We start from the raw sequence: 23,696 nt of genomic DNA, 5'->3' as shown, positions 1-23,696 counted from the left end.
TGACGGGCGAACGCTCGCCCCTCTTTTTAGTCTTTATAGAATGAGAAATGGTGCTGTGCATCAACGATTTGCTGACGGGTGAGCATAAAGACACCGTCACCACCGTTGTTAAATTCCAGCCAGGTGAAAGGCACATCGGGATACTGCTCCATCATGTGCACCATACTGTTGCCGACTTCGCAAATCAGCACGCCGTTTTCGCTCAGGTAACCCGGCGCACAGGCCAGAATACGGCGGACCAGCTTCAGGCCATCGCTTCCGGCCGCCAGACCCAGCTCAGGCTCATGGTGATATTCGCCCGGCAGATCGTCCATATCTTCGGCATCCACATAGGGCGGATTGGTTACGATCAGATCGTATTGCACAGGCGGCAATTCGCGGAACAGATCGGCGCGAATCGGCGTGACATGGTGGATCAAACCATGCTCTTCGATATTTTGTTCCGCCACCGCCAGCGCATCGTGGGAGATATCCACCGCGTCAACTTCGGCGTCCGGGAAGGCGTAAGCACAGGCGATGGCAATACAGCCGCTTCCGGTGCACATGTCCAGAATATGACGCGGCTTTTCAGGGATTAAGCCGGCAAAACGGTTTTCAATCAGCTCCCCAATCGGCGAGCGGGGAACCAGAACGCGTTCATCGACATAGAATTCATGGCCGCAGAACCAGGCTTTATTAGTCAGATAGGCAACCGGGATGCGTTCGTTAACGCGACGAATGACGCGTTCGACAATGCGATGACGTTCACTGGCGGTCAGGCGGGCATTGCGCATGTCTTCCGGAATATCAAGCGGTAACCAAAGCGTGGGCAGAACCAGCTGGACGGCTTCGTCCCAGGGATTATCTGTGCCGTGTCCGTACCAGATGCCAGCCGCGGTAAAGCGGCTGACCGACCAGCGCAGCATATCCTGAATGGTGTGCAGTTCGTTCACTGCCTCATCGACGAAAATTTTGTCCACATAGCCCTCCGCAGGCCTTTAACTAAATCGGCCGATAGTTTGCCACGAAGCCGAGCAGAATTCAGCGCAGCAAGGTGAAAAAGCTGACAATTAATGACAGTAAACGGTAAGGTAATGGCTTCTGCTGTTAATCAGCCACCTCATACATGATTCACGACCCATGCGTAAAAAACCGACCCTGAGCCAGGATGATCAAGCGCTGTTCCGTCAGTTAATGACCGGCACGCGAGAACTGAAACAAGATACTATCGTGCATAAGCCGGTGGTCAAAACCCGCGACGTGCCGGTTAAACGCCTGCTGTCTGAGCAAGCGGACAACAGCCATTATTTTTCCGATGAGTTCCAGCCGCTGCTGTCCACAGAAGGGGCGACGCGCTATGTCCGTGCGGACGTGAGCCATTTCGAGCTGAAAAAGCTGCGTCGGGGCGATTACACGCCAGAAATTTTTCTCGATCTGCATGGACTCACACAAATGCAGGCTAAACAGGAACTGGGCGCGTTGATTGCCGCCTGCCGTCGCGAACACCTTTTTTGTGCCAGCGTGATGACCGGACATGGTAAACATATTTTAAAGCAACAAACGCCGCTGTGGCTGGCCCAGCATCCCTGGGTAATGGCATTTCATCAGGCACCCAAAATGTTTGGTGGCGACGCCGCGCTGCTGGTCCTGATTGAAGTCGAAGAGTGGCACCCGCCAGAGCTGCCTTGATATTCCTGCCCTGAGACGTCTTTTCCACCCCGCCGTTTCGCCCCGTTTCTTCCCCCCTTTGCCGGGGGAAACCGGTTTAACCGACACCCGCTTTCTTTCACTTTTGCGCCTGTTTTTGGTCCTCTGTTCTGCCCGTTTTTGTTCAGACTGACGCAGACTATTTGCTTATGTAATTATTTATACTGAATACAATTTACTCGCTGCCGATAACGTCTAAGCATTTAGGCACATTACGTTTGATTATTTCGGCACATTGACCAAGGGAACTTTTTGAATGAGCGGGTTAAGTCATTTTTTTGAGAATTTGAAAGTGGGCAAAAAGCTGATGCTCGGTTTTGGACTGATTTTACTTTTGAGTCTGGCCGTAGCGATATGCGGGATTAAAAATCTGAACGACATCAGCGTCCGGGCCGAAAAGCTCAGGGAGCTGAAAAGCGTTAATGACCGGTTTTCACAGGCCAAAGATGCCCGACTGCAGTTCGTGAAAACGCATGATGAAAAATTCATCGACGTTAACGAAAATCTGCTGAAAGAGGTGGATCAGAATCTGAAAAACCTGGGCGTTTTTCACTGGGATGACAGTCAGCAGGCGATGATTACGGCGATGCCGTCCGCTATTGCCACTTACCGGCAGAAACGCGCCGATACGGTACAGGCTGTCCGTAACGGGGCACAGGCGCTTCAGAACCTGTCCGTGGCGGATGAGATGCGGGCTATCAGCCAACTGGCCGCAAGCAACAGCAGTGACCCGCAGACGAGCGCGGCGTTACAGGAAATCAATAAACACCTGGGCGGCGTGGCGGTACGTGTCAAACTCTTTGGCCTTGAGCACAAAGAAGAAGATCGCAATGCCCTGAGCAACTTCCTGTCGGAAACCGTGCAGCTGATGGCTCAGGTCAAACCGCGCCTTAACGCCGCAGACAGTGCTGCGCTTGAAAAAGTCAGCGCACAGCTTGAGACCAAACAGGGCGATATCAATGCGCTGATGGCGTCGGTGGCGGCTGGTGACGCAGCCACTGTGCAACTGGCGGCTGCGGGCAAAATCCTGACCGACATGAGCAACGCCTTGTTTACCCAGCAGTTAGATGCGACCAATCACGACGCGAATCAGGCCGTCTGGCTGATGACGGTGATTATCATCGCCGCTATCGTAGCAGGCATTCTTATCGCCCTGTTTATTACCCGCCAGTTGACGCGTCCTCTCGCTGAACTGCTGCACGTCGCTAATCAGATGGCGCGTGGCAACCTCAGCACCGTGCTGAAATCGTCCCGTCGGGATGAGCTGGGCGAACTGATGCATGCAGTCGGTGAAATGAGCGATGAGCTGCGTCGCATTATCAGCGGTATCCGCAGTGGCGTGACCAGCGTCAGTCAGGCTTCAGCGGAGATTGCCTCCGGCAATAATGATCTGTCAGCCCGCACAGAAAGCCAGGCCGCCGCCCTTGCGCAGACCGCAGCCAGCATGGAGCAACTGACCGCAACGGTTAAGCAGAACGCAGACAACATTCATCATTCCAGTCGACTGGCGCAGCAAACCTTCGACACCGCCAGCCGCGGTGGGCAGCTGGTTACGGATGTGGTCAGCACCATGAATGAGATCACCACCAGCTCTGGCAAAATCTCAGAAATCACCTCCGTGATAAACAGTATCGCGTTTCAGACTAATATCCTGGCACTCAATGCCGCCGTAGAAGCGGCACGGGCCGGAGAACAAGGTCGGGGCTTTGCCGTGGTAGCCAGCGAAGTGCGTAATCTGGCACAACGCAGTGCGCAGGCGGCGAAGGAGATTGAAGCGCTGATTCATGATTCTGTGGCGCGTATTAATGCCGGTTCGCAACTGGTGAGTCAGACGGGGAACACCATGGGGGAGATCGTCAACTCAGTCAGTAACGTGACGGATCTGTTGAACGAAATTTCTCATGCGTCGGAAGAGCAGAATCGCGGCATTGCGCAGGTAGGCGTCGCGATTGTTGAGATGGATAACGTGACGCAGCAGAACGCCGCGCTGGTGGAGCAGTCGTCCGCTGCCGCCAGTGCGCTGCACGATCAGGCGCAAACGCTGGCAGGATCGGTGTCGCGTTTTGTGATTGCGTAACGTGTGGAAAGAAAACGGGTGAAGTGAGTCAAACGTTTTCAGTGTCGGGCCAGAGGATGGCCCGACAGCGTTTACATCGCTTTTGCCAGTTTTTTAGGACTGACCTGCCAGAGCAGCTTGCCCTGGCTTTCCGCCGGGTCAAAATCCACGCAGGCAATGGCCGAAGTAGCGAACATCGGTGGCGTTTCCTGAGGGCACAGCTCCGACACCAGATAACCGACCAGCGGCAGGTGAGAGATCACCAGCACTGATTTCACCCCTTCGTTTGCCAGCGTCTGCAAATAGCAGCCCACCAGCCCCGGATCGCCGCCAGGCGTTAACTCCGGCAGGATATCCGCCCCGTCTGGTAAGGGCAGCGCCTCACGAACTGTCGCGAGCGTTTGTTGTGCACGCAGATAAGGGCTGACCAGGACACGTTCAATGTCAACAGCCTGATCTTTTAACCAGTTCGCCATCTGGCGTGATTCATCACATCCACAAAGCGTTAAGGGCCGGACTGAATCACTGGCAGCGTCGAGCGCCGCATCGCCGTGACGCATGATAAAAACTTGCATAAAGCACCGCTGTTGTTTGTCGACATCGCCTGACACCTTCGTGTCAGGCGCTTCATTCTGCGAATGAACGTCGTGTTTTACCCTAATGGCTTCAGTATAGTCAACCGGTTGTTTATTAAATAAGCACCTGCCCGATTACGGCGTCGCATCATGATGGTGCGACACACGACTAACCCCCTGAATCAGGATGGATATTCATATTTATGAAGAAGTGTAAAACTTTGTCTGCTGTTGCGCTGCCCGCTGCAGTCTTTCACAGGGTGCAAAGCGGTCACCATATTGCTGCTCAAGCCGCGTTAATCTGTTGACGATTTCCCCAGCACCAAGGCGATCAATATAGTGAAATGGCCCACCCAGAAACGGGGGAAAGCCAATACCAAACACCGCACCAATATCACCGTCACGGGGCGAGCGGATAACCTGCTCATCCAGACAGCGCACCGCCTCATTTAACATCATCATCACGCAGCGCTCTGCGATGTGTGCCCCACTCTGCACGCTTGCGGGTTTAATCTGCAATACGTCGTACACGGTGGGATCCGGCTTTTTACGTTGCAAACGTGACGATTCATACAGATAGAACCCTTTATGATTTTTTCGCCCTTTGCGTCCGTCGTTGATCACAGCCGCCAGAGCAGGCGGTGCCGCAAACCGTTCACCGTAAGCCTGCTGCAACCCGGGCGAGATTTTACTGCCGACATCGATGCCCACCTCATCCAGCAGTTGAACCGGCCCAACCGGAAAGCCAAAGGTTACCAGTGCGCGGTCAATATGTTCAACAGGTTCGCCCTCCAGCAGACAGCGCATCGCTTCGTTGATGTAGGGCGTCAGAATACGGTTGACGTAAAAGCCCGGTCTGTCAGCGACCACAATCGGCGTTTTGCCCTGTTTACGTGCCAGCGTGACGGTGCTGGCGAGCGTTTCAGGCGAGGTCTCCGCATGCGGGATAACTTCAACCAGCGGCATTTTCTCCACCGGACTGAAGTAGTGCAGGCCAATAATATTCTCAGGACGCGCGGCCTTCGCCGCAATGTCGGCAATCGGGAGGGAAGAGGTATTGGACGCAAAAATCGTCTGGGGCTGACAGTGCGTTTCCACCTCTGCCACCATTTGCTGTTTCAGCGCCAGATCTTCAAACACCGCCTCGATGACGATGTCACGTTGGGTAAACCCCTGATAGTCGGTACCGCCGCTGATGCGCGCCATCTGCTGCTGGCGCTGCGCCGGGGTGAGCTGACGACGCTGCACTTTTTTACTCAGCAGCGCCCAACTGGCCTGCAGCGCATGATTAATGCCGTTCAGGCTGATGTCTTTGATGCGCACGGGCAGACCGGCATGAATTGCGCTGACGCAGGCAATGCCGCCGCCCATCAACCCGCCGCCCAGCACACCGACACGTTCGACTGGCCGGGGCTGCGCCTCAGTTCCGTTCTCTTTTTTCAGCGCGGTGGAGGCAAAAAACAGGCTGCGTAGCGCCGCCGATTCCGGCGTCATGGCCAGCTCGCCAAAGGCGCGCGCCTCGGCGGCATAACCTGCCTGACTGCTTTGCTCAAGCCCAATGCGCACCACATCGATGATACGTTGCGCGGCCGGATAGTTCCCCTGGGTTTTGCGTTCCGTTTCCCGCCTGACCAGCGCAAACAAGGCCTGGCGGGCGATCGGCCCCTGCAGCAGACGGTCGCGCAGCGGAAGCGGTGCGCGGCGGCGTTTGCCTTTTTTAACGCTTTCGATAGCGGTATCCAGCAGGATCGCCTGCGGCACCGCGTCATCGACAATCCCCAGTTTTTTCGCCTGCTTCGCGCGCAGGCTTTTCCCCGTCAGGATGAGAGGTAAAGCCTTTTGCACACCAATCAGATGCGGCAGACGCTGCGTGCCACCCGAACCGGGCAGTAATCCCAGTTGCACTTCCGGCAGTCCCAGACGGGTTTTATCATCCAGCGTACAGATGCGTGAATGACAGGCCAGCGCCAGCTCAAGACCGCCGCCTAAGCAGGCCCCGTGAATGGCGGCCACCACGGGAAACGGCAAGGCGGCAATCGCGGCCATTACCTCCTGCCCTTGCCTTGCCAGAGCTTCGGCTTCATCCGCACGCTGACAGCGATCAATCATGCTGATATCGGCACCTGCTACAAAGTTGTCAGGCTTGCCGGAAATCAGTACCAGCCCGAGCAGCTGCGGATGCTGGCGTGCCTCGCTAATCAGGCTGGCAATCTGGACCGCAAATTCCGCCTTCAGCGTATTCATTTTTTCATTGGGCACATCAATGGTGATTACGCCAACATGATCGTCCCGCATCTGCAAAGTAAACGCGCGCTGTTCCATTATTCGGCCTCCAGAACCATGGCTGCACCTAATCCTCCGGCGGCACAGGCCGTGACCAGTCCCAGCCCGCCTCCGCGCCGACGCAATTCATTTAAGGTCTGCGTGATCATGCGCGCGCCGGTCGCCGCAAAAGGATGACCATAGGCGATGGAGCCGCCCAGGACGTTAAAACGTGCATCGTCGATTTCACCCAGCGCGTGCGAGCGGTTTAATACCTCGCGGGCAAAACGTTCGTCACGAAACAGCTTGATATTACTCAAGGTCTGCGCCGCGAACGCTTCATGCATATCAATAAGCGTCAGATCAGCCAGCGTGATGCCAGCACGATCAAGCGCCAGCGGCGAGGCGTAAGCGGGCCCGAGCAGCATGTCCTGCCAGACATCAATGGCGGTAAAGGCGTAGCTGCGCAGATAGCCCAGCGGCTGTAATCCCAGCGCTTTGGCCTGGCCTTCACGCATCAATATCACCGCCGCCGCCCCGTCCGTTAACGGCGTGCTGTTGGCTGCCGTTACCGTGCCGTGCTGGCGATCAAACGCCGGACGTAAACGGGCATAGTCAGCCGCTTTCGCATCCATTCGCACGTTATTATCCTGGTCTATGGGGGCCTTAAAGGGCGGGACGAAGGCGGCCATGACTTCCTGATTCAGCACGCCCGACTGCCAGGCCTGCGCTGCGCGCTGATGCGAACGCAGAGCCAGCGCATCCTGTTCTTCCCGGCTGATGCCGTGCGTTTTCGCCATCTGTTCTGCGGTATCGCCCATGCGTAATCCTGTGGAGTATTCGGCCACGGCAGGCGGCACCGGTAACAGATCGCCGGGACGCAGGCGGCGCAGAATCTGAAACTTTTGGGAAAGGCTTTTTGCTTTGTTCATATCCACCAGCGCACGAGCCAGCGTTTTACTGACGCCAATCGGCAGGACAGAAGAGGAATCCGCGCCGCCCGCAATACCGACCGAAATCGTGCCTGCCAGCAGGCTTTCCGTGACGTTAGCCACCGCCTGGAAGCTGGTCGCACAGGCTCGGCTGACGCTGTACGCATCGGTACTGACGCTGAGGCCACTGCTCAGCACAATTTCCCGCGCGATGTTGGGCGCCTCTGGCATCTGCACCACCTGACCAAACACCAGTTGCTCAATCATCCCGACCGGTAACTCACTCCGGGCCACCATTTCACTGACCACCATCCGGCCCAGCTCTACGGCGGGAATGCCGTGAAATCCTGTCGCCTGACGGAGAAAAGGCGTACGTAATCCGTGAGTGATAGCGATGCGCTCGCCCGTACGCGTCAACAGTGACTGCGCTTTGCTCATTGTATCCACCTGTGCATCGTGACCGGGGCATCATTGCCAAAAGAGGTCTGACCTGATCCACAGTGTTAACCACAAGCGGCTACGCCGCCAACATCAGGAAGAGAAAAGTGAGATGAGAAACACGAAAATGACAAACGCCGCCGGGCAGCGGCGTTAAGCGGTTCAGCGTAAACCTAACTGAAAAATCAGGGTTTCTGCCTGACAGCTAAAAGTAAAAGCAACATCAAGCCGCACGCCGCCCGTCTCTTCTGTGAATCGCGCATCTATGACACAGGGATCGGACTCGACCTGACGCGCCCTTTCGCTCAGTTCAGCCAGTTTGCTGTCGGCTTCCGCGCGCTGGCCAAACCACGCTGACCAACTGGCGGTACAATCGGTGTTGTCCATTACGGTACCGACATCCACACAACAGCATGCCGCCGTTTCGGTCGCGCGACATTTTTTCAGAGCATCCGTCATGGTAATCTCCTGGTTTCACAACTAAAGGGAAAAGCCTTCGCTGCGAAAAATTCTACGCTTTGGATTTCTCCCCCGCTATGCACGCGACGCTAAGTGACGAATATCACAATATAATTTGATCTGAATCAGTTTTGCGCCTGCTGCCTGCCTCGTTTCCCGCAGAGAAGTGTTAAGCAGATCGAATTTTCATCTATCAAATTGGAAATAATTTAAAAACAATATTGCAACATGTGTACAGGTCGGACCTATACTCTCCGCACTGGTCTGATATGTCCGACCGTCATCAGTCCATACAATCCGCCGTTCCTTGTTACACGACGTCACAACGTTAAATAATAATTCACATGAGGTTGTGGTCATGAACCATAAAAACCTGTTCGCAAAGTCAGCCGTGGCAGCTGCGGTAGCGCTTATTTCCTCTAACGTTTACGCAGCCGGATTTCAGTTAAATGAATTTTCTTCCATTGGTTTAGGTCGTGCTTATTCAGGCGAGGGTGCAATGGGTGATACGGCGGCCTCAGCCAGCCGTAACCCGGCGACCATGGCGCTGATGGATCGCCCTGAATTTTCACTCGGTGCGGTTTATATCGATCCTCAAGTGGATATCAGCGGCCAGAGTCCAACAGGACGGAGCCTGGATGCGAAAAATATCGCGCCTAATCAGTGGATCCCTGATCTGCACTATGTCCAGCCGATTAATGACCAATGGTGGGTAGGGGCCTCTGCCACCTCAAACTACGGTCTGGCGACAGAATTTAATAACGGTTATACCGCAGGCGGATTCGGCGGTAAAACAGACCTGACGACCGTGAATCTTAACCTCAGCACCGCCTACCGCCTGAATGAACACTTCAGCTTTGGTGTGGGTTTTGATGCCGTTTATGCTAAAGCGAAAATTGAGCGTTATGCCGGAGAGGCGTTCTCCGCGCTGGGCATTCCTGCGGATACCCAAATTACCCGACTAAAGGGGAATGAATGGGGTTACGGCTGGAACGCCGGTGTACTTTATGAAGTTGATGATAATAACCGTTTTGGTTTTACCTACCGCTCTGAAGTGAAAGTTGACTTTGATGGGGATTACAAAAGTAATCTTCCTGCGGCCATCAACGCATTTAACATTCCCGGCGCACCTTTTGGCACAAGCGGAAACACGATTCCGGGTTCATTAACCCTGAATCTGCCAGAAATGTGGGAAGTTTCAGGCTGGCATAAAGTCGCGCCACAATGGGCCGTTCACTATAGCCTGGCCTATACCAGCTGGAGCCAGTTCCAGGAGCTGAAAGCGACCGGTTCGAATGGTCAGACGCTGTTCTATAAAGATGAAGGCTTCCATGATGCCTACCGTATCGCCCTGGGTACCACTTACCAGTACGATAAAAACTGGACCTTCCGCAGCGGTATCGCCTTTGATGACAGCCCGGTTCCGGCTGACAAGCGTTCCATCTCCATCCCGGATCAGGATCGCTTGTGGCTGAGTGCGGGTGCCTCCTATGCATTCAATGACGATGCTTCCGTCGATGTCGGCGTCTCTTATATGCATGGTCAGAAAGTTACCATTCAGGAAGGCAATTACACCTTTAATTCCAGTGGTAAAGCCTGGCTGTACGGCGCGAGCTTCAACTACAAATTCTGATATGTTGACCGCATAAAAAAAGCGACACACTGTGTCGCTTTTTTTTGCTCCGCCTGGCGAGCCCTGACAGAACATTCGTATAAATCACTTCAGCCTGAAGCCGCCCTTTTCCGGGCGGCCTCACATTACTGAGAATCGATATCTTTGAGATCGTCCTGAATTGCCGCTGCGTTCGGATTATCTTCGGGCTTCAGCTTGCCACCACGCGCCAGGAAGTCATAGCGCTCAAAATAGGCGTTACGCATAAAGGCGTAAGGATCGCGCTGCTGTTTCAGGATGGCATCGGAGTCCAGCAGTTGCGCACGCGTTTCCACCCCTTCAAGTGCCCATTTACCCACGGACATCGGCCAGGTCAACCAGCCCAGCACCGGATAAAGCGTATCCACATAATCGCCGCCGTCCTGACGCACCGTAAAGCTGCCATAGCCAGGCAACTGCACGTAAGGACCGTAGCCCACGCCATAGTGCCCAAGCGTGGTACCGAAGCGTTGCGGCCCCTGGCGCGCCAGCTCAGGGTTCGCTTTGCCTGCAACGTCGATAAAGCCGCCCAGGCCCAGCACGGTATTCAGGAAGAAACGCGTGAAGTGAATACCGGCATTGCGCGGCTCACCGACCAGAATAGCGTTCACCATACTGGCGGGTTCGCTCAGGTTGCCCAGGAAGTTGCTCAGGCCAGCACGTGCCGGGACGGGCACATAGTCGCGCCAGGCCACAGCCACCGGACGCACCACGTACGGGTCCAGCACATTGTAGTTAAAGTTAAACATTGTGCGGTTAAAGCCTTCAAACGGATCGCTACGCCCGGCTGGCGCATCGGTCTCCGGCTTTGAACTGGCACAACCCACCAGAAGCACACTGGCCAAGGCCAGGCTGGTCAGGCGGTGATCCATTTTTTTCTCCCTGTGCATATAAGTGATGTATACCCTGCCGCCTTTCTCGGGTAGATCAGCGCGTTAAGCAAGCATAGCTGATATCCACGGTGCGGTTCACAGATTCAGACAGAGCCAGAGAATATCGGTCTAAGGCTGCTGCGCATTAATCTCAACGGTCACATGCTGATGACCGTCCCAGGGCACGACGGCGCTGACACCGAACCAGTCACCCGGCTCAGGGTTCGCGCGGCCATTACGTGAAATCCTGACGCGAACCTGGATCTGTTTCTGCGCCGAAAGACGGCGCCCCTGCATCATGGCATTACTGTCATCCAGCGTCAGCGACACGGGAAAATGCCCGGCAGCAAGACGCTTCACGGCCACCGGCACGGGCGACATACCGTCAGTAATCGAAATATACATGACTCCGCCCGGCGGTAACATGTTTTCTGCCTGGGGAGAAAGCGTCACATCTACCGTCAACTGGCTCGCTTGTTGTCCGGCGTCCGTTCTGGCTTGCTCAATACTGCGCGCAATGTTGTCGCGCCGGGGATCGTCCGCCGGCAGCGCGTTCAGTAAGGTTTGCCAGGCCGCAATCGCCTGAGCATAGTGTTGCTGTTCAAAGGCAGCGTAAGCCAGCAGGCTCAGCGTCCGGGCATTATGCGGATCCTGTTTACGCAGATCCTGCAACACAAGTTCTGCCTGACGGTTTTCCTGTGGATCGCCCGACCGGGCCAGAACCTCGGCGTAATCCTGTTTTAATACCTGATTATTCGGTGCCAACTGCAGCGCGTGCTCGAACGCCTGACGGGCGGTCGTCGCGTTATTCAGCACCATACCAAGACGGCCAAGCATTGCCCAGTCGCTAAGGTTATCAGGCTCGGTTTGCAGATGGCTGCGCAAACCGAGCTGTAAGCGTGAAAGCTGTTCCGGCGTCAGCGGCTTAGCGTGAGGATCCAGCACCTGCGCACGCAGCGCAGGATACGCTTTCTGCACCTGCAGCCAGCCGCTGAACGGCACAAAACCGCCGGTGTTGAGATAGCACACCAGCGGCACGACCAGTAAGACAATAATGCCCGGTAACAATACCCAACGGCGACTGCTGCGCGACTGTGCATCCGGTGCGGGCGGAATATCACTCAGCAGTGACTGCTGTAGCTCGCGCGCCATCACGTCCCGCTCGGCAATCACGCCCTGATCCTCATCCTGCGCCAGTTCGGCCAGCCGTTGGTGATAAAAATCTTTATTAAGGCTGTCACGCGTGACTATGTGGGACGCGCGCGGACGCCAGCCTGCGGCCAGGAACAGCACACAGGCCGCGAACAGCAGTACCAATATCGCGATTAAAAAGGCTGCCATTATGCTTCCCTGTCCGATTTCAAAATGGCTTCAAGCCGCTGTTGCTCTTCATCACTCAGTTCGCTACAGGTCTTACGCTGGCGACTGCGCCAGACGATTACGCCCGCGCCGCCTGCGACAAACAGCGCAGGTCCCAGCCACAGAATCACGGTGGATGGCGTTACGGGCGGTTGGTAGCTGACGAAATTGCCGTAGCGCGCCACCATATAGTCGAGGATCTGCTGACGCGTTTGTCCCTGTTTCATCAGCTGATAAACTTTCAACCGCATATCCGCCGCAATCATGGCGTTGGAATCCGCAATGCTGTTGTTCTGACATTTGGGGCAGCGCAGGGAGGCGGTGATATCACGGTACTGTTCTTCCTGCGCGACGGAGTCAAATGCATAGGTATCGATGGCCGCCCACAGGCTGGCGCTAAACAGCAAGCCGCAAAGCATCGTCACCAGCGCTTTCATGAGCCGCTCTCCGTGTTGTATTTATCCCATAAAGGCTTTACTTCCTGCTGCCAGACGCGCGGATTCAGATCTCCGGCATGGCGATAGCGAATAATGCCGTTGCCATCGATCAGAAAGGTTTCCGGTGCGCCATATACGCCAAGATCCAGGCCCAGCATACCGTCGCCATCATACAGGCTGAGCGCATAAGGATTACCCAGCGTGTTTAACCAGGTCACCGCCTTTTGCCGATCGTCTTTATAATTGAGCCCGACTACCCGCACGCCCTGCTCTGCCAGCGTATTCAGATAGTGATGTTCTGCCCGACAGGTCGGGCACCATGTTGCCCAGACGTTGAGTAAAAGCGGTTTGCCGGTGATAAGCGTTTGCTGGTTGTAGGTTTTACCGGGCGTTTCCAGGGCTTCGAGCCGGAACACCGGCAACGGTTTACCAATTAACGCCGACTCCAGCCGCGTAGGATCGTCGCCCGCCGCATTGCGTGACAGTTGCCAAAGCAGCGCGGCGGCCAGCAGTAAAAACAGGATCAGGGGAATAAACAGAATCTTTTTCATGCCCGCACCTCGCGCTCGCCTTTTTTACGCGCACGATAACGCGGATCCAGTAAACAGAGCAGACCGCCGGCAGCCATAAACAGTCCACCGAACCAAATCCAGCGCACAAAGGGTTTATAGTAAATGCGCACCGCCCAACTGCCGTCATCGAGTTCCTCACCCAGCGCCGCATAGAGATCGCGGGTAAAGCCACCATCAATTGCCGCCTCGGTCATCATGGTGCGCGCCGCTGAATAAAAGCGTTTTTCCGCATACAACATCGCTTCAGGCTGCCCGTCCCGCGTCACATCAATCACCGCCACGCCGCCGCTGTAGTTGGGCCCTTGCAGATCCTGAACATCGCGGAAGACAAAGTGGTAGTGATGGATATCAACACTGTCGCCCGCTTTCATGCGCACATCCCGTTCAACGCTGTATTGCGTGCTAAACGCTATCCCAATCACGGTGACGCCGACACCTAAATGGCCGAGCACCATGCCCCAGTGGCTGCGTGACAAGTGGCGCAGTCCGGTGAAAAAAGAATGACGATGCGTCGCACGTTCATGCAGTTCCATCAGGGTTAACACGATGATCCATACCGCCATCAGCAGGCCCACTACCGTCATTGCCTCTACCCGATCCTGTAGCCACCAGGGCAACAGCACGGAGGCCAGCAGCGTGACGACCAGTGCTAACAGCAAACGCCGTACCAGCTTCTGGGGTTCATCACGGCGCCAGCGCACTAACGGCCCAATCCCCAACATTAAGGCCAGCGGTGCCATCAGCCAGCTGAACAGCGTATTAAAAAAGGGCTGGCCCACGGAGATGCTGCCCAGACCGAGTTGTTTATGGACCAGCGGTAACAGCGTACCGAGCAGCACCACCAGCATGGCCGCAATCAACAGGACGTTATTGCCCAGCAGAAAGGATTCGCGCGACCACAAGGCGTTTTGTACCCTGCTGCGGACCTGCCCTCCTTTGAGGGCATAGAGCAGCAGCGAGCTGCCAATAACAATCACCAAAAAGGCCAGAATAAACATGCCCCGCGCCGGATCGGAGGCAAACGCGTGCACCGAGACCAGCACGCCGGATCGCACCAGGAAGGTCCCGAGCAGACTCAGGGAGAACGCGGTAATCGCCAGCAATACGGTCCAGGCTTTAAAGGTGCCGCGCTTTTCGGTCACCGCCAGTGAGTGCATTAACGCCGTGCCAGCCAGCCAGGGCATAAAGGACGCATTTTCAACCGGATCCCAGAACCACCAGCCGCCCCAGCCCAGCTCGTAATAGGCCCATGCAGAGCCCAGCACAATACCTATGGTCAGGAACAGCCAGGCTGCGGCGGTCCAGGGACGCGACCAGCGCGCCCAGGCGGTATCCAGTCTTCCGGCCATCAAGGAGGCAATGGCAAAAGCAAAGGCCACCGAGAAACCGACATAGCCCATGTATAACAAAGGCGGATGGAAGATCAGGCCAATATCCTGCAGCATGGGATTGAGGTCGCGGCCATCAACGGGAAAGTCCGGCAGGGTACGGCTGAACGGATTAGAGGTGAGGATGATAAATAACAGGAAGCCCAGCGTAATCATGCCCATCACCGCCAGCACGCGCGCCAGTGCGTCCTGCGGCATGCCGCGGCTGAAGATCGCCACGGCCAGCGTCCAGCCACTCAGCAGCAGCACCCACAGCAGCAGGGAGCCTTCGTGCGCCCCCCAGGTGGCCGCAATGCGGTAATAGACCGGCAGCAGGGAATTCGAGTTGTTAACGACATAGCTAACGGTAAAGTCGTTAACGATAAACGCCCAGACCAGCAACCCGAAAGCTCCCGCCACACAGCCGAACAGGCCAACGGCCAGGGGACGCGCCATGCCCATCAGGCGCGCATCCTGACGCCAGGCGCCCCACAGCGGATATACGCTGAGCAGCAGCGCCAACGCGACGCCGAGACAGAGTAAAAAACTGCCCAGTTCTGGCATCATGGTGTCTGTCCTGCCGGGTGAGTCGCGGCCTGTTGCACGGGTGGTGCGGGCTTCATCGCGGCGGTGATTTCAGGTGGCGTGTAGTTTTCATCATGTTTCGCCAGCACTTCTTTGGCGTTGATCAGGTTGCCGGGTTCAAGGACGCCTTGTGCAACGACGCCCTGCCCCTCGCGAAACAGATCGGGCAAAATGCCCACAAAGTTTACACTGACCACACCACGGCCATCGTAAAGCTGAAAAGAGACGGCCAGCGTTCGGGGATCTCGCGTGACGCTGCCGGGCATCACCACGCCGCCCACGCGCAGACGCTGTCCGGGTTCCGGCCTGATGTGTGAATCACCTTTCCCCTCCAGGATTTCACCTGGCGTATAAAACAGATCGATATTGGACCGCAGCGCATACATTACCAGCGCGGTAGCCAGTCCAAGTCCGGTAAGTATCGCCACGACGACATACAGGCGATTACGACGGCGGATATTCACTTCGCTTCTCCTGCCGTTTTAGTCCCGGCACGTTTAACACTGGCCGCGCGCAGACGGCGCTCCCGGGCATCACGCTGGCGAATGTCCGCCAGCAAACGTCTGTGTGACCACCAGCTGTGTACAATCAGGCCACAAAGAGGCACCAGCGCCCCTGCCACAGCCAGCCAGACGTAAAAGGCGTAACCGCCCATGGCAATGAAGTCATGCCATGAGGCAAAAGCGGGCGTCATTCTTTGCTCCTTGTCTTTGCCTGGGCAATCGCCCAGGGACGTTTACGTTCCGTCAGCAGAATCAGGTTGCGTAAGCGCATCAGCGTTAACGTGATAAACAACAGCAGGTCACCCAGGATGGCCCAGCGCAGCGGCGTGCGCATCGGCGGCGCGATAGCCTGTTGCAGTAAGCCGGACGATCCCTGATGCAAGGTATTCCACCACTGCACAGAGAAATGAATGATGGGCAGATTGATCACGCCGACCAGAATGAGCACGCCTGCGGCGCGCCCGGCCATGCGACGGTCGTCGAACGCCTGATACAGCGCAATGACGCCCAGATATAAAAACAGCAGCACCAGTTCTGATGTGAGCCTGGCGTCCCATATCCACCAGGTTCCCCACATCGGCTTGCCCCAGGCAGAACCGGTAACCAGCGCAATAAAGGTAAACACCGCACCGATCGGTGCCATCGCCGCTGAGACTAAATCGGCCATTTTCATCTGCCAGACCAGACCAGTAAACGCCGCAACGGCCATCGCGCTGTATATCCCCATCGACCACATGGCCGCCGGAACATGAATATACATAATGCGAAAACTGTCACCCTGCTGGTAGTCTGCCGGTGCATAGCCAAATCCCCATATCCAGGCCAGCAGCAGTACCGCCGCACTGGCCAGGGCGAACCCCGGCACCAGCCGACCGCACAACTGATACAGCCGTTCGGGCTTCGCCAGCTGATGTAATCCTTTCCACATGTTTACTTGCTCACTTTTAAATAAACGCGAATAACACGTCTGATGCGTGCTGATTTAGTGCAGCGTAATCCGCAACGCCGCGGCGGTGGCAAACGGGGCCAGCGTCGCACTCGCGACCAGCATCGCCCCCAGCAACGCCAGGTAACCGCCAATGGCTAACCCCTGACCTGCGGCGTCGATGGCCGCGCTGGCAAAAATCAGTACCGGAATAGCCAGTGGCAGAACCAACAGGCTGAGCAGCACGCCGCCGCGACGCAACCCAACGGTCAGCCCCACGCCAATCGCGCCGAGAAAACTCAGCGTCGGTGTTCCTAACAGCAGCGTCAGTGCCACCGCCCGCCAGCCCGGCATATCCAGGGACAGCAACAGGGCCGCCAGGGGCGAAAGCAGAATTAACGGCAAGCCCGTGACCAGCCAGTGGGCGATGATTTTCCCCAGCACCGTGACCGGCAGCGGTACAGGCGACAATAAAAGTTGCTCCAGCGTGCCGTCGTTAAGGTCATCACGAAACAGCCTTTCCAGCGCGAGCAGCGAAGAGAGCAATGCCGCAACCCAGACAATGCCGGGTGCGATCCGTGCCAACTGATGAGGATCGGGACCGATACCCAACGGGAAGAGCGTGATGACAATCAGGAAAAACCACAGTGGATTCATCACTTCGGCGCCGCGACGACAGGCGATACGTAATTCGCGCTGAATAAGACGACACAACATTACTGCCACTCCACGGCATGCAGGCGGATAGTATTGATCTGCCCCGTCAGCCCCGGCAGCGCCTGATGGCTGGTCACGATGACAGAACCCCCCTGCTGCGTGTGCGCCACAAAGCGGCTCATTAACGTCTCCACCCCCGTGTGATCGAGGGCGGTTAAAGGTTCGTCCAGGATCCATAAGGTTGCCCGGGTCAGCCACAGCCGGGCCAGGGCGATGCGCCGCTGTTGTCCGGCAGAGAGCTGCGCGGCCGCGACCTCTTCATAACCTGCCAGGCCGACGCTGGCCAGTGCAGTAAAAAGGTGTTCATCGCGGCAGTCTGGATGATAAAAGCGCAGATTTTCCAGCGCCGATAACGCCGATGAGATCCCCGGCAGATGCCCCAGGTAAAGCATGGCCTGATGCCAGGTGTCGCGTTGCCGGTTAACCGGCTGCGACTGCCAGCGCACCTCACCATGTTCAGGCGTGCTCAGTCCGGCCAGGATCCGCAGCAGCGACGTTTTCCCGGCCCCGTTTGGCCCTTCAATTTGTACGATGTCACCTGCCGACACGCGAAACGTAAGCGCCTCAAAGAGCGCGCGCTCATCACGCACACAAAGCAGATTAATGATTTCCAACATGGAGGGGTAAATCGCGCCAGCCAAATAAGGCGCAAATGATAGCACAATGTTACAGCGTGCCGAAGGCTGTGCGCGCTCCCCTTTTGCGCAGGGCTTAGATATTCGTGCTTTTCAGCGCGTCTGGTGGATAAAAAGCGCACCACGGCAGAAGGTTGTCACGTTTGTTCGCTGTCGCAGAAACAGTTTCGTTAGCCAAAAAACGACTACGCTTATAACGCATTTGTACTGTTACCAGGAGAAAACATGAAGCCTTCATCAAGCATAAGTCAGGGACCTAACGATGTAGACAGCGAAGAAAAAGAACAGGGAAAGGAGGATATTGAAGTAGATGAAGACGCCCTGCCCTCGCGTGCCGCCGCTATCCACGAAGAGATTCGACAGGACGGGGAAAAAGAGCTGGAGCGGGATGGCATGGCGCTGCTGTGGTCAGCGATTGCGGCCGGGCTGTCAATGGGGGCTTCTCTGATGGCCAAGGGCATTTTTCAGGTTCATCTGGACGGCGTCCCCGGCGCCTATTTACTGGAAAACCTTGGCTACACCTTTGGCTTTGTGATTGTGATTATGGCACGGCAGCAGCTTTTCACTGAAAACACCGTGACGGCCGTTCTGCCCGTTATGCACAAACCCACCACAAGCAATCTTGGTTTATTGCTTCGCCTGTGGGGCATTGTGCTACTGGGCAACCTTATTGGTACCGCGTTCGCCGCCTTAGCGTTTAACGAAATGCCCATTTTTGATGAAGCCACTCGCCAGGCCTTTACGGATATCAGCATGAAGGTGATGGAACATACGCCGGGCGAGATGTTTGCTAACGCGGTGATCTCCGGCTGGATCATTGCCACAATGGTCTGGATGTTCCCTTATGCGGGAGCGGCCAAACTGTTTGTCATTGTGATGATGACCTGGCTGGTCGCACTGGGCGATCTGGCACATATCGTGGTGGGTTCCGTTGAGGTGCTTTACCTGGTGTTTAACGGCAGCGTGCCCTGGACCGCGTTTCTCTGGCCTTTTGCTGTTCCAACCCTGTTGGGTAACCTGACGGGCGGTACGCTGATTTTCGCCCTGATAAGTCACGCCCAGATTCGCAATGATATGGGCGAAGCTGCTCAGGCAAAGGCGAAGGCAGAACGGCGCAAAGCGGAGAAAAAACGTCAGCAGCAGCAAGAAGAACGCTAAATTGCTGACAGAATGAGCAAACGCGCGGCAGTGTAGTGAATCCTGCCGCTTAACTGCGGTATACTGCGCTGGCGTCTCCTTAGTTAAATGGATATAACGAGCCCCTCCTAAGGGCTAGTTGCAGGTTCGATTCCTGCAGGGGACACCACGTACAGCCTTCTGACATTCACCAAATTCACTCATCCTTCTTATCTTTAATACCGCCTCTGCTCTGCCTGGGTGACGACGGCCTGTTTCTGCGCATTTCAACATGAACGATTACACATTTCCTGTTTAAGCATTCACGCTCTATTAAGGCTCAGAACGGCCGGCACTTTTAGGCAAGCGGTCAACATCTCATCGTGTTTTTTGCGACCAGCTTGCCCCTGTCGACAGACTGAAGAAAAGTGTAACGCCTGGCCGATAACACGCAATCTTCCTAAATAATCAAGTCGGGGACATTCTCAGAATCAGAAAGAAAATGAAGCGCCTTTATGTGGATCGCTACCCACTCATTTCTTAAGCGCCCTGCGTAAATCAGAAAACCCGACAGAAAACGGCGTGCTCGCTTTTGCCAGACGAGAGGTTTTATTTTTCTGCCTGCTGTTTCAGTTCGGCATAGCGGGCTGTCAGTTGTTTCAGGTGCATTTCCAGCTGAGATTGGGCAGCAGCAGGTAACGGTTTGCCCGCTGGATGTTGCGACAGTACGCGCAGCTGTTCTTCAGCCGGTATGGACTGATTAAAGAACTGCATCGTGGCAAAAACCACTGATTTCAGCTCACTGACCGTTATGTATTTACCCTTCTGTTCATCAAGGCCATTTAATCTGTCGCTCAGTTTTTGTAGTGTCATCATTCCCTGAGACCAGCCATTAAGCTGCTCTGCCGGTAATGCGACAGCACTGCGTTGTTGTTGCCATTGCTGTGCCAGAGACTTTGCCTGCTCCGGCCAGAGCGCCTGAGCCTGCTCTATAAGTTGTCGGCTGTAGTCAATGCTCCAGCCCGGCGGAAGCTTATCCAGACGGTTCAGCTGTTGCTGTGTCTGGGCGATCACGTTCTGCGGCAAAGCAGTCTGCTGACGCAATAGATCCACCTGTTCTGGCGTGAGCGTTGCAGGTAAAGGTGCCAGAGATGCCGCCAACTGAGCCTGCAGCGGATTTGGCCGGTTTACATATTGCCAGCTTCCCACTGCGGCCACGCTTATCGCCAGCATGGCACCCATACCGGCAACGAAAGATTTCCACTTTTTTACCGGCGCGGGAAGAGTCGCCAGTACTTCCACATTCGCCTGATATTCAGGGCGGGCAACATACATCCATTTCATCGCGCTGGCGGTTTCTTCTGCACCGTCGGCTGCGAAGGCGGCTGCATCGTTGATCACACTAGCTGGCAGCACAGCTGCCCCTGCCCGGGTTGTGTCGTCACTGTTTTCCAGCCGGACAGCGCTGTTATCCGGGCGGTTGAACAATCCCACCACCGCCACAAATTTTGCCTCTTCGTTCATCGGCATATTGAGGGTCACGCTGCCTTTGGGCATTACCAGCAGCGACTTGCTGGCCACTATGTCTTCCTTGAGCGTGGTGTCCGCATCGCGCAGCAGTTTCTGGTAGTCGGCCGCATCCACCTTCTGGCGGTCCCGGAGCTGGTAAACCTGCACCATGGTGGCCAGTGGTGTCTGCCCTTCATCGGCATTGGCAGCGGCACGTGGCTCGAAGTCCAGGTGCAGCACCTTTATTTTTTTGTAGAAAATGGCTCTGGTTGCGCTGACAGTGCCGTCCGACACGGCCTGAGTCAGGCCACATGCGGTCAAAAGGGAACAGAGCAGCATCAGTGCGGCGCTGCGCGACAGGGAAGCGAAAGTCATTCGTGGAGTCCTTTTCAGCGTTCAGAAACAGGGGCGTGTTGAATGTGTCTGGTATTGGGTATTGCTTTCAGGAATATCAGTCGAAGCGATAGCCGCCGGGCTCGGCCAGCCGCAGGGTCTCACAGGTCAGGCCTTCACAGGTGCCCAGACTTACGGTGAGGTGCGTACGGGTCGTGGGACGGTCGCGCCTGAGACCCAGTACGCCGGTGCGACCCAACTGAACCCGGCTTGTCTTACCCAGGCGTGGTTCAGGCAGACAGCTTACCGGTACCGTGAGGCGAAGGCGTACATCGGAGCGATAACCCATGTACACCCGCAGCAGTACCATCAGGTCAGTGTGCAGCTGACCGCCGGGCAACCAGCCCTGCGCCTCCTGCGGATTGTCAGTCGCCAGCATCAGGAGGATACGGCTGCAGGCTTCTTTCCCGGTCCTGCCGAGCGTGGCCCGCTGTGACAGCGACACGCGGCTGGCTTTGCCGAGCCCACTGCGGCTCTCCACGGGGACTTTCACCGGGTCCGGGCTGATAACCGTGCTCAGGGTGTCCGGGGCCAGCAGACTCACCAGCTGGCGGATGCCTTCGGCGTTTCGGGTTGGCAACCGCATGGTCCCCAGTAGCGCCAGGAAGCGGGAGACCGGCGTGGCAATCTGCTCCGCCGTTCCCGGGATGCCAAGCCCCACCAGACCCAGCAGACACTGAGAAGTGTCATCAACGCCACCGGCTTCGAAGGTCGCCGGGTAAGCGTACTTGCGCCAGATACGGTAGTACTGGGTGTGGACATCCGGTTCGGTCTGCAGGCGGGCCTCAGCCAGGTGCAGGGGCTGCAGGGGCACTTCGCGGGTGGTGCGGTACTGGCAGACCGTATTATCGGGACCGACCGGACGCGACAGGACGGAAAAGCCGTTTTCAAGCACTTCCATTTTGCGAAGCTGGCGCCAGTCCGGCGTGAATGCCACTACCGACAGCGACGGAATGGTGCGCATGTAATGGGGCCACAGCAGGCTCACCAGCCCTTCTGTCAGTTCCGGCAGGTCATCATCGAGCTTTTCACGCAGACGGCCCATCAGGAAGGCGAAGCCCTCGAACAGGCGCTCCACATACGGGTCACGGGCCCCGGTTTTATCTAGATTGAGCATCGCTGCCCGATCGGGGTGGGCACGAGCAAATTCTTTACCGGCTTCGCGCAGGTAACGCATCTCGGCTTCGTAATAGCGAAGGGTTAGATCATCCATGGGAGAAAGTACTCAATTCAGTAAATTTCTGGAAACGGCCATTCTTTCTTCTACAGCCTTACGACGCTCCCACACGGGAGGTTGAGCGTTCATTTCGTCAACGTTGACACGAAGTAACGGAACACCGGCCATTTCAAACAGATGTTCGAGCCGTTTATCACGTGCAATGCGCTCATCAAGTTCATGGCTTTTATCATCCAGTTCAATGACGCAGACAATCTTGTTATTTTTTCTGGAGACCAGAACATAATCCACGGACATCGCATTAAACTGGGTAAAGAAACGCGCTCTTTCTTCAGCACTGAACGCCTCCTGCTCCGGTAACTTCAGGAAGCGCCCGGGACTCACCTGGCAAAATATCCGACAATATTGACCAAACCACGCTTCGAGCTTTTCCAGATATTGTCTTTCGGTCGGGGTTGTCATGTATTTTTTGTTTTCAAGAATGACACCTTCTTCCACCATTCCCCAGAACAGGTCCTCCTTCTCTTCCCAGCGAGAGTTTCTGTATTTTACGGCTGGATGTGGCGACGATGCAGGGGGACAAGTTGTTGGCTGAGCTTCGCTTCGGACAGTACGGTTCTTCGATGTGGACTGCCGAAAGGATTTTCGCTGACTTTTTCTGTGCTGCACTCCAACCCAGACGCCAGCACCAAAGCTGGCCGCGCCCCAGAACAAAACATCCATCATGTTTACCTCTTTTCTAACCGCACAGCACCATCGCCCGGGCGGGGTCAATGGAAATCAAGCCAGCCAGCAGTTCATCCATTTCCGGGGTGAGCCGGGCTTTGTCGCTCTCGCTGCGACCAGCTTTCAGACGCAACAGCCGAAGACGGCGGGCAAGCACGTCAAACAACAGTCCAGGCTCCCAGTCACTGAGGGTCAGCTGCGGTGCACTGGCTGTGAGCTCACCGAGCAGGTGCAGGGCAAGCTCGTTGCGGCCGTACTGCTCTGCCACCCGCGCCATGAGTAAACGAATTAACCAGCGGTTCCGGGGTGAGGCCATGTGCGGACGATTCTGAAGCCAGGTCAGCGCTGCCTCCGGGCCATCGCGGTCACCTTTTTCCATCGCTTCCACTTCCAGCGCAGATATGTCATCTGTCTGGCCTCCGTTTGCCACCGCAGGTGCATCGGCAAACCCGGGCATGTCATCGTTGACCTTTTCGGCTATCCAGTTCAGTGTCACCTCATCGGCCAGCGGCGTGCCATCGTTCCAGGCAAGAGTCTCCAGGCCTGGCAGCCAGAGACGAAGTGACTGCGCCTGCACGCGGCCGGAGGCCAGCATCGCGTCATCAAGCTCAACCCGACCAACGCCCCAGGGGAACGCATTTCCGCGGGCGGCAATACCGGCCCGGGAAAATGCATCCCATTCAGACTGCTGCTGGAACTGCTGAGGGGCCAGAAGCGCCCCTTCATTCCATAACGGACGATGAA

Annotated in this window: 22 protein-coding genes, 1 tRNA gene and 1 pseudogene; 5 read left to right on the top strand and 19 right to left on the bottom strand. The window is 56.2% G+C overall.

Annotation, left to right across the window (positions count from 1 at the left end; genetic code table 11):
• Positions 1–26: 26 nt before the first annotated feature.
• The gene (gene prmB, locus GC090_RS06405) at positions 27–959 is read right to left on the bottom strand and encodes a 50S ribosomal protein L3 N(5)-glutamine methyltransferase (RefSeq protein ID WP_006120083.1); all 933 of its coding nucleotides are present in this window, start codon (positions 957–959) and stop codon (positions 27–29) included.
• Between the two features lie 160 nt (positions 960–1,119).
• Here prmB and smrB point away from each other — a divergent pair, with 160 nt between their 5' ends.
• A complete protein-coding gene (smrB, locus tag GC090_RS06400) occupies positions 1,120–1,668 on the top strand; it encodes an endonuclease SmrB (RefSeq protein ID WP_324021145.1) in 549 nt (182 codons plus the stop codon).
• A gap of 274 nt (positions 1,669–1,942) precedes the next feature.
• Positions 1,943–3,763 (top strand): methyl-accepting chemotaxis protein, encoded by a 1,821-nt coding sequence (locus tag GC090_RS06395; RefSeq protein WP_039339725.1) that lies wholly within the window; start codon positions 1,943–1,945, stop codon positions 3,761–3,763.
• A gap of 71 nt (positions 3,764–3,834) precedes the next feature.
• Here the strand turns inward: GC090_RS06395 and sixA are convergent, their stop codons facing one another.
• The 4 genes from sixA to GC090_RS06375 all read right to left on the bottom strand — a co-directional run bounded on the left by sixA (position 3,835) and on the right by GC090_RS06375 (position 8,408).
• Positions 3,835–4,317: a phosphohistidine phosphatase SixA gene (gene sixA / locus GC090_RS06390; RefSeq protein ID WP_006120087.1), complete on the bottom strand. Its 483-nt coding sequence runs from the start codon at positions 4,315–4,317 to the stop codon at positions 3,835–3,837.
• A 201-nt stretch (positions 4,318–4,518) separates the two neighbouring features.
• The gene (gene fadJ, locus GC090_RS06385; RefSeq protein ID WP_205955525.1) at positions 4,519–6,639 is read right to left on the bottom strand and encodes a fatty acid oxidation complex subunit alpha FadJ; all 2,121 of its coding nucleotides are present in this window, start codon (positions 6,637–6,639) and stop codon (positions 4,519–4,521) included.
• A complete protein-coding gene (gene fadI, locus GC090_RS06380) occupies positions 6,639–7,949 on the bottom strand; it encodes an acetyl-CoA C-acyltransferase FadI (RefSeq protein WP_033740711.1) in 1,311 nt (436 codons plus the stop codon). The genes fadJ and fadI overlap by 1 nt, the downstream gene beginning before the upstream one ends.
• Positions 7,950–8,111: 162 nt before the next feature.
• Positions 8,112–8,408 (bottom strand): YfcZ/YiiS family protein, encoded by a 297-nt coding sequence (locus tag GC090_RS06375; protein ID WP_006120091.1) that lies wholly within the window; start codon positions 8,406–8,408, stop codon positions 8,112–8,114.
• Between the two features lie 358 nt (positions 8,409–8,766).
• Here GC090_RS06375 and fadL point away from each other — a divergent pair, with 358 nt between their 5' ends.
• On the top strand, positions 8,767–10,041 hold the full coding sequence (gene fadL, locus GC090_RS06370; RefSeq protein WP_205955526.1) for a long-chain fatty acid transporter FadL: 1,275 nt from the start codon (positions 8,767–8,769) through the stop codon (positions 10,039–10,041).
• Positions 10,042–10,166: 125 nt separating this feature from the next.
• Here the strand turns inward: fadL and mlaA are convergent, their stop codons facing one another.
• The 10 genes from mlaA to ccmA all read right to left on the bottom strand — a co-directional run bounded on the left by mlaA (position 10,167) and on the right by ccmA (position 18,013).
• A complete protein-coding gene (mlaA, locus tag GC090_RS06365; RefSeq protein ID WP_033740717.1) occupies positions 10,167–10,931 on the bottom strand; it encodes a phospholipid-binding lipoprotein MlaA in 765 nt (254 codons plus the stop codon).
• 129 nt (positions 10,932–11,060) lie between these two features.
• Positions 11,061–12,272 (bottom strand): c-type cytochrome biogenesis protein CcmI, encoded by a 1,212-nt coding sequence (ccmI, locus tag GC090_RS06360; RefSeq protein ID WP_205955527.1) that lies wholly within the window; start codon positions 12,270–12,272, stop codon positions 11,061–11,063.
• Positions 12,272–12,727 carry a cytochrome c-type biogenesis protein gene (locus GC090_RS06355; RefSeq protein ID WP_039339742.1) on the bottom strand — a complete coding sequence of 152 codons (456 nt, stop codon included), beginning with the start codon at positions 12,725–12,727 and terminating at the stop codon, positions 12,272–12,274. The genes ccmI and GC090_RS06355 overlap by 1 nt, the downstream gene beginning before the upstream one ends.
• Positions 12,724–13,278 (bottom strand): DsbE family thiol:disulfide interchange protein, encoded by a 555-nt coding sequence (locus GC090_RS06350; protein ID WP_006120096.1) that lies wholly within the window; start codon positions 13,276–13,278, stop codon positions 12,724–12,726. Before GC090_RS06350 ends, GC090_RS06355 begins: the two co-directional genes overlap by 4 nt.
• The gene (locus tag GC090_RS06345; RefSeq protein ID WP_110268181.1) at positions 13,275–15,233 is read right to left on the bottom strand and encodes a heme lyase CcmF/NrfE family subunit; all 1,959 of its coding nucleotides are present in this window, start codon (positions 15,231–15,233) and stop codon (positions 13,275–13,277) included. The genes GC090_RS06350 and GC090_RS06345 overlap by 4 nt, the downstream gene beginning before the upstream one ends.
• Positions 15,230–15,715: a cytochrome c maturation protein CcmE gene (ccmE, locus tag GC090_RS06340; protein ID WP_205955528.1), complete on the bottom strand. Its 486-nt coding sequence runs from the start codon at positions 15,713–15,715 to the stop codon at positions 15,230–15,232. The genes GC090_RS06345 and ccmE overlap by 4 nt, the downstream gene beginning before the upstream one ends.
• A complete protein-coding gene (ccmD, locus tag GC090_RS06335) occupies positions 15,712–15,945 on the bottom strand; it encodes a heme exporter protein CcmD (protein WP_006120099.1) in 234 nt (77 codons plus the stop codon). The genes ccmE and ccmD overlap by 4 nt, the downstream gene beginning before the upstream one ends.
• Entirely contained in the window at positions 15,942–16,682 is a 741-nt protein-coding gene (locus GC090_RS06330) for a heme ABC transporter permease (protein WP_039339751.1), read from the bottom strand. Before GC090_RS06330 ends, ccmD begins: the two co-directional genes overlap by 4 nt.
• A gap of 54 nt (positions 16,683–16,736) precedes the next feature.
• A complete protein-coding gene (gene ccmB, locus GC090_RS06325) occupies positions 16,737–17,396 on the bottom strand; it encodes a heme exporter protein CcmB (RefSeq protein ID WP_033740735.1) in 660 nt (219 codons plus the stop codon).
• Complete coding sequence (gene ccmA / locus GC090_RS06320) at positions 17,396–18,013, bottom strand: cytochrome c biogenesis heme-transporting ATPase CcmA (RefSeq protein ID WP_205952095.1); 618 nt, start codon at positions 18,011–18,013, stop codon at positions 17,396–17,398. Before ccmA ends, ccmB begins: the two co-directional genes overlap by 1 nt.
• Positions 18,014–18,256: 243 nt before the next feature.
• Here ccmA and GC090_RS06315 point away from each other — a divergent pair, with 243 nt between their 5' ends.
• Both GC090_RS06315 and GC090_RS06310 read left to right on the top strand, forming a co-directional pair.
• Positions 18,257–19,189 carry a formate/nitrite transporter family protein gene (locus GC090_RS06315; protein WP_039339756.1) on the top strand — a complete coding sequence of 311 codons (933 nt, stop codon included), beginning with the start codon at positions 18,257–18,259 and terminating at the stop codon, positions 19,187–19,189.
• A gap of 73 nt (positions 19,190–19,262) precedes the next feature.
• Positions 19,263–19,337, top strand: a tRNA-Arg gene (locus tag GC090_RS06310).
• A gap of 419 nt (positions 19,338–19,756) precedes the next feature.
• Here GC090_RS06310 and tssJ read toward each other — a convergent pair.
• From tssJ to GC090_RS06290, 4 genes and pseudogenes are all read right to left on the bottom strand, one after another.
• Entirely contained in the window at positions 19,757–21,031 is a 1,275-nt protein-coding gene (gene tssJ, locus GC090_RS06305) for a type VI secretion system lipoprotein TssJ (RefSeq protein WP_324021140.1), read from the bottom strand.
• 76 nt (positions 21,032–21,107) lie between these two features.
• Positions 21,108–22,262 (bottom strand): type VI secretion system baseplate subunit TssF, encoded by a 1,155-nt coding sequence (locus GC090_RS06300; protein ID WP_324021139.1) that lies wholly within the window; start codon positions 22,260–22,262, stop codon positions 21,108–21,110.
• 12 nt (positions 22,263–22,274) lie between these two features.
• Positions 22,275–22,952, bottom strand: a complete 678-nt coding sequence (locus GC090_RS06295) for a DUF2726 domain-containing protein (protein ID WP_324021137.1) — start codon at positions 22,950–22,952, stop codon at positions 22,275–22,277.
• Between the two features lie 13 nt (positions 22,953–22,965).
• Positions 22,966–23,631, bottom strand: a pseudogene (locus GC090_RS06290) (type VI secretion system domain-containing protein); the annotation flags it as partial.
• Positions 23,632–23,696: the final 65 nt, after the last annotated feature.

This window comes from Pantoea sp. JZ29 (assembly GCF_035190385.1).
In the GTDB taxonomy this organism is placed as follows: Bacteria; Pseudomonadota; Gammaproteobacteria; order Enterobacterales; family Enterobacteriaceae; genus Pantoea; species Pantoea stewartii.
The sequence above is the reverse complement of the archived record's forward strand: the minus strand, read 5'-3'. Positions and strand labels throughout refer to the sequence as shown.